14 protein-coding genes and 1 rRNA gene are annotated in these 17,806 nt (G+C 34.8%); 3 read left to right on the forward strand and 12 right to left on the reverse strand.

Annotation, left to right across the window (positions count from 1 at the left end; genetic code table 11):
- Positions 1-79: ribosomal RNA gene (gene rrf / locus ACNQGJ_RS05325) — 5S ribosomal RNA — on the forward strand; the annotation flags it as partial.
- Positions 80-235: 156 nt separating this feature from the next.
- On the opposite strand, the gene ACNQGJ_RS05330 is transcribed toward rrf, so the two are convergent.
- The 7 genes from ACNQGJ_RS05330 to truA all read right to left on the reverse strand — a co-directional run bounded on the left by ACNQGJ_RS05330 (position 236) and on the right by truA (position 8,548).
- On the reverse strand, positions 236-1,093 hold the full coding sequence (locus ACNQGJ_RS05330) for an ISAon1 family transposase (RefSeq protein ID WP_417971920.1): 858 nt from the start codon (positions 1,091-1,093) through the stop codon (positions 236-238).
- Between the two features lie 87 nt (positions 1,094-1,180).
- Positions 1,181-1,543, reverse strand: a complete 363-nt coding sequence (locus ACNQGJ_RS05335) for an ISAon1 family transposase N-terminal region protein (RefSeq protein ID WP_417971922.1) — start codon at positions 1,541-1,543, stop codon at positions 1,181-1,183.
- Between the two features lie 839 nt (positions 1,544-2,382).
- A complete protein-coding gene (gene cysK, locus ACNQGJ_RS05340) occupies positions 2,383-3,297 on the reverse strand; it encodes a cysteine synthase A (protein ID WP_417971924.1) in 915 nt (304 codons plus the stop codon).
- A gap of 5 nt (positions 3,298-3,302) precedes the next feature.
- Entirely contained in the window at positions 3,303-4,139 is an 837-nt protein-coding gene (locus tag ACNQGJ_RS05345; RefSeq protein WP_417971926.1) for a serine O-acetyltransferase, read from the reverse strand.
- Between the two features lie 228 nt (positions 4,140-4,367).
- Positions 4,368-5,756 (reverse strand): dihydrolipoyl dehydrogenase, encoded by a 1,389-nt coding sequence (gene lpdA, locus ACNQGJ_RS05350; protein WP_417971928.1) that lies wholly within the window; start codon positions 5,754-5,756, stop codon positions 4,368-4,370.
- 212 nt (positions 5,757-5,968) lie between these two features.
- Positions 5,969-7,723: an ABC transporter ATP-binding protein gene (locus ACNQGJ_RS05355; RefSeq protein WP_417971930.1), complete on the reverse strand. Its 1,755-nt coding sequence runs from the start codon at positions 7,721-7,723 to the stop codon at positions 5,969-5,971.
- Between the two features lie 84 nt (positions 7,724-7,807).
- Positions 7,808-8,548, reverse strand: a complete 741-nt coding sequence (gene truA / locus ACNQGJ_RS05360; protein WP_417971932.1) for a tRNA pseudouridine(38-40) synthase TruA — start codon at positions 8,546-8,548, stop codon at positions 7,808-7,810.
- Between the two features lie 273 nt (positions 8,549-8,821).
- On the opposite strand from truA, the gene ACNQGJ_RS05365 reads away from it, so the two are divergent.
- Positions 8,822-9,319, forward strand: coding sequence for a metallophosphoesterase family protein (locus ACNQGJ_RS05365; RefSeq protein ID WP_417971934.1), 498 nt, complete (start codon positions 8,822-8,824; stop codon positions 9,317-9,319).
- Here ACNQGJ_RS05365 and ACNQGJ_RS05370 read toward each other — a convergent pair.
- The 3 genes from ACNQGJ_RS05370 to ACNQGJ_RS05380 all read right to left on the reverse strand — a co-directional run bounded on the left by ACNQGJ_RS05370 (position 9,294) and on the right by ACNQGJ_RS05380 (position 12,325).
- Positions 9,294-11,021, reverse strand: coding sequence for a tetratricopeptide repeat-containing sensor histidine kinase (locus tag ACNQGJ_RS05370; protein ID WP_417971936.1), 1,728 nt, complete (start codon positions 11,019-11,021; stop codon positions 9,294-9,296). The genes ACNQGJ_RS05365 and ACNQGJ_RS05370 overlap by 26 nt on opposite strands.
- A 68-nt stretch (positions 11,022-11,089) precedes the next feature.
- Complete coding sequence (locus ACNQGJ_RS05375) at positions 11,090-11,752, reverse strand: response regulator (RefSeq protein ID WP_417971939.1); 663 nt, start codon at positions 11,750-11,752, stop codon at positions 11,090-11,092.
- A gap of 159 nt (positions 11,753-11,911) precedes the next feature.
- Complete coding sequence (locus ACNQGJ_RS05380; protein WP_417971941.1) at positions 11,912-12,325, reverse strand: DUF4293 family protein; 414 nt, start codon at positions 12,323-12,325, stop codon at positions 11,912-11,914.
- Between the two features lie 183 nt (positions 12,326-12,508).
- On the opposite strand from ACNQGJ_RS05380, the gene rho reads away from it, so the two are divergent.
- Positions 12,509-14,284, forward strand: coding sequence for a transcription termination factor Rho (gene rho, locus ACNQGJ_RS05385; protein ID WP_417971943.1), 1,776 nt, complete (start codon positions 12,509-12,511; stop codon positions 14,282-14,284).
- 103 nt (positions 14,285-14,387) lie between these two features.
- Here rho and ACNQGJ_RS05390 read toward each other — a convergent pair whose 3' ends face one another.
- Together ACNQGJ_RS05390 and ACNQGJ_RS05395 are read right to left on the reverse strand one after the other, a co-directional pair.
- Entirely contained in the window at positions 14,388-15,644 is a 1,257-nt protein-coding gene (locus ACNQGJ_RS05390; RefSeq protein WP_417971945.1) for an RsmB/NOP family class I SAM-dependent RNA methyltransferase, read from the reverse strand.
- A 141-nt stretch (positions 15,645-15,785) separates the two neighbouring features.
- Positions 15,786-17,747, reverse strand: a complete 1,962-nt coding sequence (locus tag ACNQGJ_RS05395; protein ID WP_417971947.1) for a KUP/HAK/KT family potassium transporter — start codon at positions 17,745-17,747, stop codon at positions 15,786-15,788.
- Positions 17,748-17,806: the final 59 nt, after the last annotated feature.

Raw genomic sequence — 17,806 nt, forward strand, 5'->3', positions numbered from 1 at the left:
TCCCATCCCGAACAGAGTAGTTAAGCCCGCCTGCGCAGATGGTACTGCAGTTATGTGGGAGAGTATGTCGTCGCCTTTCTTTTGAAAAACCCCGTTTCTTACGAAATGGGGTTTTTTGTGTTTAATAAGTATGAGATAAATTGCTTTTTATATCTATACTGCTGCATTTTAAGGATCAATGGATCAATCCCAAAACCTGTGGAGCGATAAAAATTAAGCATAAATATTAGTTAGTCTAAAAAAGGAAGAATTCTATATTTCTAACTCCTCTGAATTGAGCTCTAAATGCCTTTATTTTAGCATTGAAAGATTCTGCCGAAGCATTTGTGCTTCTGTTATCAAAATAGTTCAAAATAGTTTGATAGTGATTCACTATAGATCGAGAGATTGTATTAAAGGATTTGAACCCGGATTGGTTTACTTTTTCGTGCCATTTGGATAATTTTGCAAATCCGATTATTTTATCTGTTGTCTTTTCAAAGATGTTGCGCAAGTCTTGCGTTAGATTGTATGCTTTTTGAATTTCAGGATACAATTCAAATAATAATGCCGCACGTTCTATTTGGTTTGCCGACCATTTTGATTTGTTTTTGTACAAGAAATAGCGACTTCTGGCCAGTAATTGTTTAAGAGTATCTCCATTAGCCAAGACTTCAGACTCGAACCTTTTCTTGTTTTTCTTGGCCTTTTCTATTCCCTCATTTTCCTGGTCTATGGCTTGCCATCTGTATTTGATCCTTATTTCTTGTAAAGCTTCTGTAGCCAGTTTTTGAACATGGAAGCGGTCGGTTACCCTTGTTGCATTTGGAAAACATTTCTTAGCAATTAATCCCATATTAGCTGCCATATCCAGCGTAATCTCTGTGACTTGATTGCGTGCTTTGAGAGGAATTTTTTCAATAATAGAAATTACAGTGTCGGCTTTAGTTATAGCAATCATGGCAACTATAGTTCCTTTCTTTCCTTTTGCTGCTTTATTGGTCAAAATAGTATAGAGTTCACCATTGGAGAGTGAAGTTCCGTCTATCGATAAACGTTTGCCTAAATTTTCTGGAAAAATAAGCCATTGTTTGCGTGTGATAGTTGATTCCAAGTTTTGAAATCACTTAAGAAGTCTTTGTATTGATGTTGCAGTTTTTTACCCGTAACTCCGTAAAAAGAAGCAATAGCATTACAGTCATTAGGTCTGGAATCTATTGATCCCTTTTAAAAAAGACGCAAACTCTTGTGTTACCCGAGTTCCGTCTGCTACTAAATTCCAATCTCTGAAAACGACTTGCCCAGTATTTTCATTAAGCCATCTTCTGCGAGTGATATGAAGGTATACTTGGTGTCCACGAATTGGGAAATCCTGAACGGTTATCTCGTCAAAGAATCCTTTGGAACTTAATTTATATTGTCGGTATTCTTTAGGGATTGAATTGATCTCCTTTAAGTAAAGATGAAGTATTTCTTCTCCTTTTTGATAAGAAGTAAGTTCAAAGTATTCAACAATAATTTCTGGTAATAATAATTTGATAAGTTCGCTATAAGAATCTTGCATTTGTATCTGATTTGGAAATACAAATATCCTTATTTTAACATTTCCCCACAACTTTTAGGACTGATCCCATGAAACTATCATTTATTTATAATTTTAAATTGCAAAGATATTTTTCAATTACAGTTATCTAGCAATTCCTCAAAATGATCATCCATAAAAACTTCTTAAATAATTAAATTCAGAATATTTGAATTTACGTGGAATTAATTTATTCAGATCACGTACCCACTCTTTGTAAATTATTAAAATAATTCGTAAGATAATTACTTAAATTTTCCAAATAATTACCAAAAAAAGTGCAAGTTAAAATTTGGCTAGACCGATCTATTATAGAAGATCTATTTTTTAAAAGAACAAGTACCATATAAGTACGACAGTGACCGGTTTGTGCATTATATTGCAATTCAAATTAATACAAACTTCGGACATACAGAAGAGGTTTTATGAAAAGACTGGAAACAACCTATATATTAGCGGAAAGAATTTTTGTAAGTGCAGCCTTTTGAAATAGATTGTCAAAGGTTTGTTTCACTAAATGGCTCTCAAAAGACGTTAATATTTTTTTTCAAACATTAAGAATAGCTTTTTATTTGTTTTGGTACTTTAATTAGAAATTGAAGTTTCTATTAAGTCTATTTTGCGTGAAGGATGGTAGAGAAAATCCTTTTATGAAGTGAAGCGCAATAAAAGATTGTAGCGTACAGCCTGACCTTGTTCCGGTACTAAGTAAAGTTATTTATAAAATAGTGGTGGAACAAGGATACGCCCAAAAAAAACAAATGGCATAAAAAAACCGATTTGTATTCACAAAGCGGTTCGTATTGTAAAGGTGATTTTATTTATACAAATAAGCCTTCGATGCTTAAATAGTGTTCGCCGGTGTCGTAACAAAAAGTCAGGACTTTCGCGTTTTCGGGAATTTCGAGAAGTTTTTTGGCCACTGCTGCCAGTGATGCTCCAGAAGATATTCCTATGAACATGCCTTCTTCTTTTGCGGCTCTTTGGGTATAGGTAAATGCTTCATCTTTGCTCACTTGGATGGTTCCGTCCAGTAAATTCGTATGCAAGTTGGAGGGGATAAATCCTGCTCCAATGCCTTGAATAGGGTGGGGACCCGGTGCGCCCCCGCTGATAACTGGCGAAGCTTCGGGTTCTACAGCGTATACTTTTAGGTTGGGGAAGTGTTGTTTCAATATTTCGGCACAACCCGTGATGTGTCCGCCGGTTCCTACGCCGGTAATCAAGTAATCCAGTCCGTCAGGGAATGCTTTAATGATTTCCTGGGCGGTCGTTGTTTTATGAATTTCAATATTGGCAGGATTATCAAACTGAAGCGGTGACCAAGAATTTGGTAGTTCTTTTACTAACTCCTGTGCTTTTTCCAGTGCGCCTTTCATCCCTTTTTCTCGGGGGGTCAATACAAATTCGGCACCATAAAGGCTCATGAGTCGGCGTCTTTCTATAGACATGGAATCAGGCATTACCAGCACTAATTTATAGCCTTTTACGGCAGCAACCATTGCGAGTCCAATTCCTGTATTTCCGGAAGTGGCTTCAATAATAGTGCCTCCTGCTGTTAATAATCCTCTTGATTCGGCATCTTCAATCATCGCAAGAGCGATTCGATCCTTGATGCTGGCTCCTGGATTAGCACGTTCCAGTTTGATCCAGACATTATGACTGGGACCAAACAAACGATTGATTTTCACATGTGGCGTGTTGCCTATTGTTTCGAGTATGTTGTTGTATTTCACAGTGATTATATGGAGAAAAAATTAATGTCTTTTATTTCCTGCTGGTTCAAAACAGTGTTTTTATTGGATTGCATGACAAATGAATACGGATTCACACTCTTTGTAATAAACGTATTTCCACCCACAATACTATGATTTCCTATGATGGTGCTTCCGCCTAAAATAGTGGCATTGGCATAAATAATTACATGGTCTTCTACGGTCGGATGGCGTTTTTTTTCCTGCATGTTTTTCTCGACTTGCAACGCTCCCAAAGTTACTCCCTGATAAATACTTACATGTTTTCCTATTATTGTGGTCTCGCCAATGACAATTCCGGTGCCATGATCGATCATAAATGGAACGTCGATGGTGGCATTTGGGTGAATGTCGATTCCGGTTTTGCTATGGGCATATTCGGTAAGAATTCGCGGAAGCATACACGAGGTTCGGGAAGCAATTGCATTTGCAATACGATAGACTTCAATAGCAAAAAAACCGGGATAGGAATTGATGATTTCCTGAATACAATCAGCAGCAGGATCTGTATCTAATATGGCTTGCGCATCTTTTTGCATCGACTGGTACAATTCCGGAAGCGCGGTATAAAAAGATTCGGTGTCATCCAGAATTTCATTGGCAGTTTTGTCTTTTACAATCTCCGAAAGAATGGCAATAAAGTTGGCTTTATTTTGGTCCAAAAGCAATTCGATTTGAATGGTTTCCATTGCTTTCTCCGGAAATAATATTTTGAACAGATCATCAATCCAATTGATAATCTTGGAAGAGTCGATGGCTCTTACCCAATTTTTATTTTGGTTTTCGTGTAGTGTATTTGAAAAACGGTTGGTTTCAGTATTCATTTAGGGTACAATATAATCGCAATGGAGTTAGTGAAATGGCTCGAAATACAAATATAGAGCAGAATTGAATAGGTTCATAACCCTGATTTGTAAATAAATGTTAATATGTTAAATTCCCACAAAATGTAGGCTTTGCGTTGGATTTGGTTACATAAAAAAATCCGATTTGCTTTCACAAATCGGATAAATAAATCTGAAATCAAAAAACGTTACTTTACAATCTGAATTCTATAAGTGTATTACCTCACCATAAGCATCCGCCACAGCTTCCATTACAGCTTCGCTCATTGTTGGGTGTGGGTGAATTGATTTTAATATTTCGTGACCTGTTGTTTCCAGTTTACGTGCCACAACGGCCTCAGCAATCATATCGGTAACGCCGGCACCAATCATGTGACATCCTAACCATTCACCGTATTTAGCATCAAAAATTACTTTTACAAAACCATCCGGTGTTCCGGCAGCTTTTGCTTTCCCTGAAGCTGAGAATGGAAATTTACCAATTTTCAATTCGTATCCTTTTTCTTTTGCTTGTTTTTCAGTCAATCCTACCGATGCAATTTCTGGAGTTGCATACGTGCAACCCGGTACGTTTCCGTAATCAATCGGTTCTACATGTAATCCTGCAATTTTCTCCACACAATTAATTCCTTCGGCAGAAGCTACGTGCGCTAATGCTTGTCCTGGCGTAACATCACCAATGGCGTAATATCCGGGAATGTTGGTTTGATTGTATGCATTTACCAAAATTTTATCTTTGTCAGTAGCGATTCCTACTTCTTCCAATCCTATGTTTTCAATGTTGGTTTTGATTCCCACAGCCGAAAGTAAAATTTCAGCTTCTAGCACTTCTTCTCCTTTTGCTGTTTTTACAAAGGCTTTGACACCTGCTCCAACTGTATCAATTTTCTCAACTGTTGAGTTAGTCATGATTTTGATACCTGCTTTTTTCAACGAACGCTCCATTTGTTTCGAAATGTCTTCGTCTTCAACGGGAACTACATTTGGCATAAATTCTACAATAGTTACTTCGGTTCCCATCGAGTTGTAGAAATGTGCAAACTCAACTCCAATCGCTCCAGAGCCAACAATAATCATCGATTTTGGTTGTGTTGGCAATGTCATTGCTTGTCTATAACCAATTACCTTTACACCATCCTGAGGCAAGTTTGGCAGTTCGCGAGAACGCGCTCCTGTTGCAATGATGATATGATCCGCACTGTATTCAGTAACTTTATTGGCAGCGTCAGTTACATCAACTTTCTTTCCTGGTTTTAGTTTTCCAAAACCTTCAATCACGTCGATTTTATTTTTTTTCATTAAGAATTGAACTCCTTTGCTCATACCGTCAGCGACAGTACGGCTGCGTTGCACAACAGCAGGGAAGTCTTTGTCAAATGATGAAACAGTCAATCCATAATCAGAGGCGTGTTTTAAATAATCAAACACCTGAGCTGATTTTAGCAACGCTTTAGTTGGTATACAACCCCAGTTCAAGCACACTCCGCCTAAGTTTTCTTTTTCTATTACAGCTACTTTAAAGCCTAATTGTGATGCTCTAATAGCTGTAACATAACCACCTGGACCACTTCCTAAAACTATAATATCGTATTTCATTTTCTAAGTATTTATTTTTTTAATTGTAAAATGATCGAAGCAAAAGTGCCTTCCATTTTGTGTGTGTTTCTTGTTTAATCGATTGTGCGAATTTAAGGATTTATTCTGTTTTGAGAAAGTTTCAAACTAATAAAGTGGTAAACTATAAAATTTTCAGAAAAACATCTTTATTTGTTAGCGCTTAGCTCTTTATCCCTTTGCGATTAAGACATTTAATTCGCCACTGAAAATTGGGAATCATACAAGTTCTTGTAATACCCACTTTCTTGATTGATTAATTCCTGGTGCGTACCTTGTTCTACAATAAGCCCTTTGTCCATGACCACAATTTTATCTGCATTCACAATTGTTGCCAAGCGATGTGCAATTACAATGGAAGTTCTGCCTTTAGTAATAGTTTCCGTAGCACGTTGGATTAATTCTTCGGAATAGGTATCGATTGATGATGTGGCTTCGTCGAGAATTAAAATACTTGGATTACTAACATACGCTCTTAAGAAAGCAATTAATTGGCGCTGACCTGATGAGAGCATAACTCCACGTTCCTTTACATCAAAATCATAATTATCTGGTAAAGTCATGATGAATTCATGAACGCCAATTTTTTTGGCTGCTGTCAAAACCTGTTCTCGGCTAATTTCAGGATTATTCAAGGTAATGTTATTGAAAATGGTATCGGCAAAAAGAAAGACGTCCTGCAATACTACTGCAATTTGTTTTCGCAAGGAACTCAATGTGTAATTCTCAATATTATGACTGTCGATGTAAATCGAACCACTGTTAATTTCATAAAAACGATTCAGTAAATTAATAATTGTAGATTTTCCAGCACCTGTAGACCCTACAATAGCAATCGTTTGACCCGCATTAACTTCTAAATCAATTCCTTTTATCACTTCTTCATCAGGAATGTACCCAAAACGAACTTTTTTAAATTGGATATCGCCTTTAAAGATTGGCGCTTCGATAATCCCGGTATCCTGAATTTGATCTTCGGTATCCAAAATGTCAAAAACACGATTTGCCGCAATCATACCCAGTTGCATCTCGTTAAATTTATCGGCAATTTGACGCAACGGATTGAATAACATTCCGATGAACATCGTGTACGAAAATAAATCTCCAAACGTAGTAAAATTATCCCCGTTTAAAATCTTGATACCTCCATATAATACAATAAAACCAAGGGTTAAAGATGAAATAATATCGGCAATAGGGAAAAAGATGGAGTTGTAAAGAATGGTTTTTATCCAAGCTTTTTTGTGTTTGTCGTTGATACTTTTAAATTTTTCATACTCAATATTTTCTCTGTTAAAAAGTTGAACAATCTTCATTCCCGTTACGCGTTCCTGCACAAAGGAATTCATGTTGGCAATTTGGGTACGCACTTCCTCAAAAGCCACTTGCATTTTGCGTTGAAAAATTCGGGTAAAATAAACCAGAATTGGCATTGCGATAATCACAATCCAAGTCAGTTTCCAGTTCATGTAAAACATAAAAGCCAGTACTACCACCATTTTCATCAAGTCACTAATTATCATAAATAATCCCTGGCTGAAAATTCTGGCAATAGATTCAATATCCGAAACCGAACGTGTAACCAATTGTCCTACGGGAACGTGATCAAAATATTTCATTCGGAAACTTAAAATATGACGAAATAATTTTGTTCGAATGTCTTTTACGATGTCTTGCCCGAGCCAGTTGGCCCAATATACAAAGTAAAACTGCGAGAATACTTCGAGTAAAAGTACAATTCCCATTAGGACAACATACAGTAATAATCCCTGTTGGTCTTGAGTTGCGATGTAACCGTCCACGGTTTGTTTCAATAAATAAGGACGTAATGCCGCAAAAATAGACAGTGAAACGGCAAAAATAATCACGCCGTTAAAACGCCATTGATAGGGTTTCGTGAATTTTAAAATTCGTTTAAATAATCGGGTATCAAATGCTTTTGCTTTCATATTTTTTGGAGCTGTTCCTGCTATTCGTTGCAATCTGTCATTGGTTCGTTCCTCTCAATGACAGGATTTTCACTGCTATCAGGGCTATTGCGTAATGTAATCGTATTCTATTTTGGTTAAATACAAACCATGCGCCGGAACCGAAAAACCAGCTTTATCACGGTTTTTACTTTCTATGATGGCCGTAAAATCAGCCAGTGTAATCTTGTGTAAACCTATGTTTACTAATGTGCCCACAATGGCACGAACCATATTTCGTAGAAAACGATTTGCCGAAATGGTGAAAACCAAATTGCCGTTTTCTAATTTCCAATTGGCTTCAAAAATTGTGCAGTCAAAAGTATTTACATCTGTATTGACTTTCGAAAAACATTGAAAATCAGAGTGATTAAACAGTAATTTTGCCGCTTGATTCATCAAATCAAGATCTAGCTTTTGATGGAAATACCAACTTTGCTCTTGCAAAAAAACTGCTTTAAAAGTGTTAATATGGTATTCATAGGTTCTTTTTGTAGCGTCAAAACGACTATGCGCTTCATCATGAACCGGAAGAATGTCATAAACGACAATGTCTTTGGGCAAATAGGAGTTGAGTTTGTGCATTAAACTGGGAACATCAAATGGTGTTTCAAAATCAAAATGAGCATACATCTCTTTGGCATGAACGCCGGTATCTGTTCTTCCGGCTCCCATAAGATTGATGGTTGTATTCAATAGCACCGAAAACGCTTTGTTCATCGTTTCTTGAACAGAAGCAGCATTCGGTTGGTATTGCCAGCCGTGATAATGAGTTCCGTTGTATGCTAATTTGATGAAATATCTCAAGTGAATTTTTTTGAAGCTACAAAGATACTTATTAATTTTTTTGCCACGAAATCACTAAGAGGCAAAGTTTGGTAAGTTTCGATTTGATTTTTTATTTGGAATCCGAATGTTTATTTTTACCCCAAAATCCTAGCCCAGATTACTTCACTAAACTTTTATTTTCATAGGAGTTCAGTGAATGTAAACATTTGCAGTGGAAATCCTTTATTATTTTTTCTTTAAAATAATAAAGATTGAAACGGATAGCTGGAAATTGCTCCAAAAAAAAATACTTTGAAAAAAATACTTCTGCTTTCCGATACGCACAGTCACATTGATGATACGATTTTGAAATATGTTGCACAAGCTGACGAAGTTTGGCATGCGGGTGATATTGGGGATTTAGCGGTAACGGATGCCATAAAAAAGTTGAAACCGTTGCGTTGTGTATATGGTAATATTGATGATGCGAAGGCGCGACTGGAATTCCCATTGCACAACCGTTTTATGTGTGAAGGGGTCGATGTCTGGATTACGCATATTGGTGGTTATCCTGGCAAATACAGTCCCAATATTAAAACAGAGATGAAAACTAACCCGCCAAAATTATTTGTTTGCGGGCATTCGCACATACTGAAAGTCATCTTTGATAAGCAATACAATTTATTGCACTTGAATCCCGGAGCGGCTGGTAAAAGTGGTTTTCATCAAGTACGTACGATGTTGCGTTTTGTGATTGAGGGCGAAAAAATCAAGGATATGGAAATTATTGAGATGGAAAAACGGGTGTAATTAATTTTTTTTGATAGGTAATAGGCACCTCAGTAGCAATAGTTGTTCCGGAATTAAGCTTTGAATTTATTAGAATAGTTCCTTTTAAACTATTTATTCGGGCTTTAATTTGGTTGATTCCAAAACCTTCCAGAATATAGAATTTTTCGGTATCAAACCCTTTACCGTTATCTTCGACTGTGATTTGGAGTGATTTGTTGTTTTCTTGAATGGTTAGATTAGCCAGGGTGGCGCAGCTATGTTTTGTGATATTGTTTAGTAGTTCCATTATGATAAAATACATTTTCATTTCAAAATCTTCGTTGTACCGTGTTCTTGTAGGTACCACAACAGAATAGTTAAATTGAATCACTGAGTTTGAGTTTTTATCGCATAAATCTTGTAATGCGTAAAATAAACCAAATCGGGCTAATAGCGTTGGCATTAATTCATGGGATAAATCCCTTATTTGATCGTGTGCTTCCTCTAATATTGCTTTAGTTTTTAAGATTTCTGCTGCATTAGTTTGGTTTTGAGAGGTAAATGCATTGAGGTGCAATCCTGCCGAGGATAGCAATGCACTAATGTTATCATGTAAAAATGAAGCGATTTTTTTTCGTTCTAATTCTTGTCCGTTGATAGATGCGTTGATTGTATTTTGTTGCAGTTGGCTTTGTATGTCTTTAAATTTATTTTTTTGTTTTAGTTTTGAGTTTTGTGAGAAAATGTAAAAAAGGAAAAAGAAAAACAACAAAACAATAATTATGGCAATCACAATTTTTTTGTTTTTGGATTGCTCTTGTAGAAGTACATATTCTTTGGTTTTGTACTCGTTTCCTATCTTATCAATTTCTCTTTTGTATTCGTCAATCTCGAGATTTATTCCGGCAACATTTGCTTTGTTGAGCTTTTCCTCATTGTTTAACTGAATCGTTAGAGCATTGTAAAGCGCAAGATTTTTATAAGCATTTTCATAATCTCCATTTTTTAATAAAAATTTAGAATATTCATGATGTGAATAGGATAAATCTGATTTTTCCATTCCTTTATTACCTAGTTTGATGGCATTTTGAAAAAAAAACGACGCTTTTTGTGTGTCATTTTTATGACTATAATACATTCCATTTAGCATATTCAAGGCAACGATGGTCGATTCGTCGCCAAACTTTTCGTGGTATTTGTTGATGTATTTTAAATAGGGAAACCCTTCTTCATAGCGACCAATGTCGAAATAGGCCCAAGTTATATTGAGTTTAGTAAAAACTATTTGAGCAGAATCATTAATTTTTGTGCTGTATTGCAGCGATTTTTTGTAGTAATAAATTCCTTTTTCATATTGTTTTTTGTTAAAGCAATAAATGTTCCCCAAATTATTACTTATCCAATTTTTCAAAACATCATTATTGGTTTTATTTGCGTAGGATAGTCCTTTATTGTAATAAAAAAAGGCTTTGTCGTATTCAGATAATTGGTCAAAATTTGCAGCAATTAAGTTATACGTTGCCGCAATCAGATTGTCATCTTTCAAAGCAATCGCATGGGTCAGGGCATGTCTTGATTTTATTAATGATTTTTCAAAATCACCGACTTTCATTAGCTCACTGGCTTCTTTTGTGAGTTGGGTAATTTCTTTCTTTAGGGGTAATTTTTTTTGAGCTGAGACAGTAATTCCACAGAAGCTAAGTAGCAAAATCAATACTATAACAAGTTGTTCGTACCGCATAGATAATTTAATTTTTTCTGTTTATTGCTGTTTTTGGTTAAAAACAAATCGTAGTTCGGATTGACAACTTAAGATTTAATTAATTTGTTTTTAATGGCGTATTTTACCAGACTGATAGAGTTTTTTGCATCCAGTTTTTTCATTATATTTTTACGGTGGGTTTCGACCGTATTCATACTGATGAACAATTGTTCACTAATTTCTTTTCCGCTATATTCAAGAGATATTAATGTGATGATTTCTAATTCTCGATCGGTTAAAATAGAATGAATTGCAGGCTCATTTTTGATTAATTTCAGATTGTCTTTTGTGACTGTATGAAATATTTTTTCTCGTACCGATTTACAAAAATATTCTTCGCCTCTAAACACCGCCTGAATTGCTTCAACGATATTTTCGCCGGCACATTTTTTTGTCAAATAACCACTGCTGCCCAATTTCATGACTTCCTTTATTAATCTTAAATCATCGTAACTGGATAAAACAATGATTTTACAAGGAAATCCTTTTTCGGCAAATTCCTTAATAACTTCGATTCCATCTTTTTTGGGCATATTAATATCTAAAATAAGAATATCGGCATGGTTTTCGGTAACTTCATTAAAAATAGTGTCTCCACTGAGCGAGAATCCAACGACTTCAAAATCAGGAAGAGTATGTAGCAAAGTACGAATGCCATCAATAAGTATTTGATGGTCATCAGCAAGATGGATTCTAATTTTTTGTACCATATTTTAATTACTATTTTCAAATTTATAAAAAAAATCGGATAATATCATTTTATAAGATTTTTATTCTTTTTTTTATCTCAAATAAAAACATTAGACACAAAAAAACCCGAATTGTTACATTCGGGTTCTCTTCGCACTAATAAACTAAAGTTTATAGGTTTACCTCAATCTGTCCACAGATTTTACAAGATCTTCATCCTTTTTGATCGCTTTATTGGCCAAGACCAATAACACGACAGCAATTACAGGTAGAAACATCCCAATACCTTTCTCTGAAACAGCAGGTGTTTCTCCAGATAGATTTAGTGAACGATATACAAACAATCCTAATAAAATCAAATTTAATATGATATTCAATCTGCCAATAACAAATTGATTTTGTCTTTTTTTATAGGAAACAATACTTAATAAAGTCAATGTGGTACTCAATCCGAGCAATATAGTATACACTTGGCTTTGCATGAAATAAAATTCTTTACCATCGTTCATTGTCCATAATGGAATAAAAAAGAGTAAGATGCCCGTCACTACAAAAGCAAGTAGTAAATATATAGTTTGAATTCTTTGTATCATTTGTTAAATATCTTTTGCAAAAATATATTTTCTTTTTAATAAATACTATTGTCTGATTAAATTTTATTCGTATTATTGCATCATAATACCGTAAGCACTTCATACTGCGGTTGATTCAAAATAAAGTTCACTGCCTATCTTTTACATTATTTTCCAAAAATTAATTAAACTCATAGAACATTCATGTTTGATATTTCTGCATTAAAAGAAATGAAGCTTTCTGAGCTTCAAGAAATAGCTAAATCAGCTAAAACCATAAAATTTAACGGTGTAAAAAAAGAGATTTTAATCAATCAAATTTTAGAGCATCAAGGAGCTAATGTTGAGGCAACATTAGATACAATAGTGGAAAGTAATTTTGAAGACGATAAGCCTAAAAGAGCTCGAATTACTCCGGTAATAAAAGTGGCTATTCAAAAATCAGTAAAAAATTCTCTTTTTGAAACGGAAGAAGTAATAACTGAAGCAAATGCTCCCAGTGAAAATATTCTTCCAATTGAGGTTATTTCAGATGATGAACCGGCTTCCAAAACAGAATTTGAAGGCGATGAGAAAAAATCCAGTAAAATTATTAAATTTAATAAATCAGCTTACGAAAAAAAAATTGCTTTAAAAAAGGATAAAGAAGAGTTAAAAGAAGCAAGTGCAGAGAATGAAACAATTGCTGATGATGCAGTTGAAGAAAAAACAGATGTTGCTGTTACTACTGTAAAAAAAATAAATCCAAACCAATTACACAAGCAGAATCCAAATCCCAACCCAAACCAAAACGGAAATGGTAGTGGAAATTCAAATCCAAATTTTAAAAACAAGAAAAATAATTTTGCTGCTTCTGATTTTGAATTTGACGGAATTATAGAAAGCGAAGGTGTTCTTGAAATGATGCCTGATGGATATGGTTTCTTGCGTTCTTCGGATTACAACTATTTGGCCTCACCAGATGATATTTATTTATCGACTTCACAAATTAGATTGTTCGGTCTTAAAACCGGAGATACTGTAAAAGGAGTGGTTCGTCCACCTAAAGAAGGGGAGAAATTTTTCCCATTAGTACGCGTTTTAAAAATAAACGGACACGATCCTCAAGTGGTTCGTGACCGAGTATCATTCGAACATTTAACGCCTGTCTTTCCATCAGAAAAATTCAAATTAGCAGAGAAACAAAGCACTATTTCAACACGAATTATCGATTTGTTTTCGCCAATAGGAAAAGGACAGCGCGGAATGATCGTGGCACAGCCTAAAACTGGTAAAACGATGTTGCTTAAGGAAATTGCCAATGCAATTGCGGCAAATCATCCAGAAGTATATTTGATTGTTTTATTGATAGACGAACGCCCGGAAGAAGTTACAGACATGCAACGTAGTGTACGTGGGGAAGTAATTGCATCCACATTTGACAGAGAACCACAAGAGCATGTTAAAATTGCGAATATCGTTCTTGAAAAAGCGAAACGATTGGTAGAATGTGGTCACGATGTAGTGATTTTATTGGATTCTATTACACGTTTGGCCAGAGCCTATAATACGGTTCAGCCTGCTTCAGGTAAGGTGTTAAGTGGTGGTGTGGATGCGAATGCATTGCAAAAACCAAAACGTTTCTTTGGAGCCGCCCGAAATGTTGAAAATGGAGGTTCATTAAGTATTATTGCTACTGCATTGACTGAAACCGGTTCGAAAATGGACGAAGTTATCTTTGAAGAATTTAAAGGTACTGGTAATATGGAATTGCAATTGGATAGAAAAATTGCTAACAAACGTATTTTCCCAGCTATCGATTTGACTTCTTCTAGTACACGACGTGACGATATGTTATTGGATCAAAAAACCTTGCAAAGAATGTGGATTATGAGAAAATACCTTTCGGATATGAACCCAGTGGAAGCGATGGATTTCATCAACGATCGTTTTAAGAAAACGAAAAATAATGAGGAGTTTTTAATTTCAATGAATGATTAAGAAGAAAACAGAATAGCATAAAGAACTTAGATAAAACACATAAAAAAATTCCTCGATTTGTTCGAGGAATTTTTTATAATCTGTAATCTGAAAATTCTATATTCTATTCGATTTCTTTCTGTACTCTTTTTTCTTTCTGATCTACACTTTCTTTTCTTTCTAACAAAGCCATGTAAAATCCGTCAAAACCAGACTCTGAAGCCAGGATTTTTTGGTCTTTAATAAAATCGAATTGTTTTCCAATGTCAGTTGTCAAGAAACGAGCAATTTGTTCTTGATTTTCTGATGGCAATATAGAACAAGTGGCGTATACTAATTTTCCGCCCGGTTTCACAATTTTAGAATAACTTTCTAAAACTTCCGATTGTACTTTACGAATGTTATCAATAAATTCAGGCTTTAATTTCCATTTCGCGTCTGGATTTCTTTTTAGAACTCCTAAACCGCTGCAAGGTGCATCAATTAAAACACGGTCTGCTTTTTCGTGTAATTTTTTGATTATTTTTGTCGAGTCAATAATTCGGTATTCAATATTGAAAGCACCGTCTCTTTTAGCTCTTATTTTTAATTGTTTCAATTTGCTTTCATACAAATCCATAGCGATTAGCTGTCCTTTGTTTTCCATCAACGACGCGATATGAAGTGTTTTTCCACCTGCACCGGCGCATGTATCAACAACACGCATTCCTGGTTTAACATCAAGAAAAGCGGCTACTAATTGTGAATTAGCATCCTGAACTTCAAAGAAACCTTGTTTAAAAGCATCGGTCAAGAAAACATTGGCTCTTTCTTTGAGTACCAAAGCATCTGGTTGATTTTTCAACGTTTCTGTTTCAATGTTTAAATCCATCAAAATAGCACGTAGCGCTTCTCTGGTAGTTTTAAGTGTATTGACTCTTAGGATCACTTTAGCAGGTTGGTTTTGAGCTGTAATTTCTGTTGCCCAGACTTTTTCACCTAATTCTTTAACTCCCAATTCATCCATCCAGTCTGGAATAGATTCTTTTAAAGCCCTCACTTTGGATAGTTCGTCAAAGCGTCCTTTTATTTTTCGTTCTGGAGTTCCTTCCAGTTGTCTCCAATCTGGAATGGGATAGCCTCTTAAAACGGCCCAAACAGAAAACATTCTCCAAAGGTTATCTCTGTCAAAAGGTTCTTTAACCTCGGCTATTTCTGCGTATAATCTTTTCCAACGTACAATTTCGTAGATGGTTTCGGCGACAAACTTTCGATCAGAACTTCCCCAACGTTTGTCTTTTTTTAAGGATCTGGCTACCACTTTATCAGCATATTCACCTTCGTTAAAAATGGCGTTTAATGCGTCTATTGTGGTGTAAACTAAATTTCTGTGTAATCTCATTTTAAATAATTGAGGTGCAAAGGTACTATTAATTGATTGAATGTTATATTTTTAATAATGAATGTTGTTTTTTAATTTTTTGGTATAAAAAAACATCGTATTAAATACAATGTTTTTATATATTTTTAAAAAACAGGAAGATTACTTTACTCTTGTCAACGCTATTTTTTCAGGAGCATGCAGTACCATTGGAAATTTCTCCACTTTTACCGAACTACTGTCTAAACCAAAAGCTCTTTCTTCGGATAAACTTAGTTTTTTAATAAAGAAATAGGAGTTCATAATTATTTTTTCATGCCAAAGCAAATCACTATCATTTGAAAGGAATTTTTCAGATAATACAAATTTGAAATCACCAATGATGTTATTTTTATTCAAAGATTCGTACCTGCTGGTGATATCTACTTCTCCTTTTTGTACCATATCTTTAATTACTTCTTTAAACATCAGGTTTATTTTTGTAGGCTCTCTAAAACCTAAATTGAAGTCAACACGATACAAGTCATCTTTGACAATTTCGGTTACTTTATATTCGGTTTTATACGGTTCCGTTAATATATTGACGTGTACAAACCAATAAATATCAGCTCTTTTAGGTCTTTTTTGTAAAATCGAATACATTACTTTTTCTTCAATTTCATCTACTCTGCCCGCATTAGTCATATAAACTAAATGTGTTGCATATTTCGGTATTGTTAAATCAGTACTTAATTCAACGAGTACTTTTTTGTAATCTTCAATTTTGACAATTTTGGTGTAGCTCTTGTTGATTTTTTTAGCTAAATACCAAATCGTCATTATACTTATTAAGGTAATCGCGATAAAAAGAGTTACGTAACCACCATCAGCGAACTTAGTAATGTTGGCCGCCAGAAAACTAAATTCAATTATTAAATAAATGGTAATTAGCGGCACTATAAAATATAATTTCACTCGTTTCATTATCAAATAAAAATTCAGTAAAATAGTGGTCATTATCATACATAATATAATTGCGAGACCGTATGCATGTTCCATATTGCTGGATTCTTCAAAGTGCAATACGATTCCAACACATCCAAAAAATAATAACCAGTTAATAGACGGAATATACAATTGCCCTTTTAATTCAGTAGGATATTTTATTTTTACTTTGGGCCAAAAATTCAATCGCATCGCCTCATTTATCAGAGTAAATGAGCCACTAATTAATGCTTGGGAAGCAATTACGGCTGCAAGTGTAGCTATAATGATTCCTATAGGTTGAAACCAGTCTGGCATTATTAAGTAAAATGGATTTCCGTTTTTTCCACCTAAAGTTTGTAATGTTTCCCCTTCGTGATGTATTAAATAAGCGGCTTGGCCAAAATAATTAAGCACTAAAGCAATTTTTACAAAGATCCAGCTGATTCTAATATTTTTTCGTCCGCAATGACCCATGTCGGAATACAATGCTTCAGCACCAGTTGTACAAAGGAATACAAATCCTAAAACAAAAAAACCTTCTGGGTGAATGGTCAATAAATGATAAGCGTAGTACGGATTAATGGCTTTTAATACCTCAGTGTGTTGCGAAATTTGCGTGATTCCAAGAACTGCAAGCATTCCAAACCAAATTAGCATCATGGGTGCGAAAAATTTACCGACTAATTTGGTTCCAAATTGTTGAATGGTAAAAAGTATAAATAAGATCCCTATAACAATTGGTATTGTATTTATATCAGGGTAATAGGTTCTTATTCCTTCAACAGCAGAAGATACTGAGATAGGAGGAGTGATAATTCCATCAGCTAGTAATGCACTTCCCCCAATGATTGCGGGAACTATTAACCACTGGATTTTCGTCTTTTTGACTAACGCGTATAAAGCAAAAATCCCACCTTCACCATGATTATCAGCACTTAGTGTAATAATGACGTATTTTATTGTAGTTTGTAAAGTAAGTGTCCAGAAAACACAAGAGATTCCACCTAAAACAATATCGGCATTAATGACATGATCCCCAAGTATAGCTTTCATTACGTATAAAGGCGAAGTTCCAATATCACCGTAAATTATTCCTAATGAAATTAATAATCCACCTAATGTCCATTTACTGTGAAGGTCTTTCTGCGATGCGTTCATGTATTATTTTTAAAAAACTTGTCAAATTTACACTTTTAAAATAAAATAGCGCTTTTTAT

The organism is Flavobacterium cryophilum (assembly GCF_048286555.1).
Lineage (GTDB): Bacteria > Bacteroidota > Bacteroidia > Flavobacteriales > Flavobacteriaceae > Flavobacterium.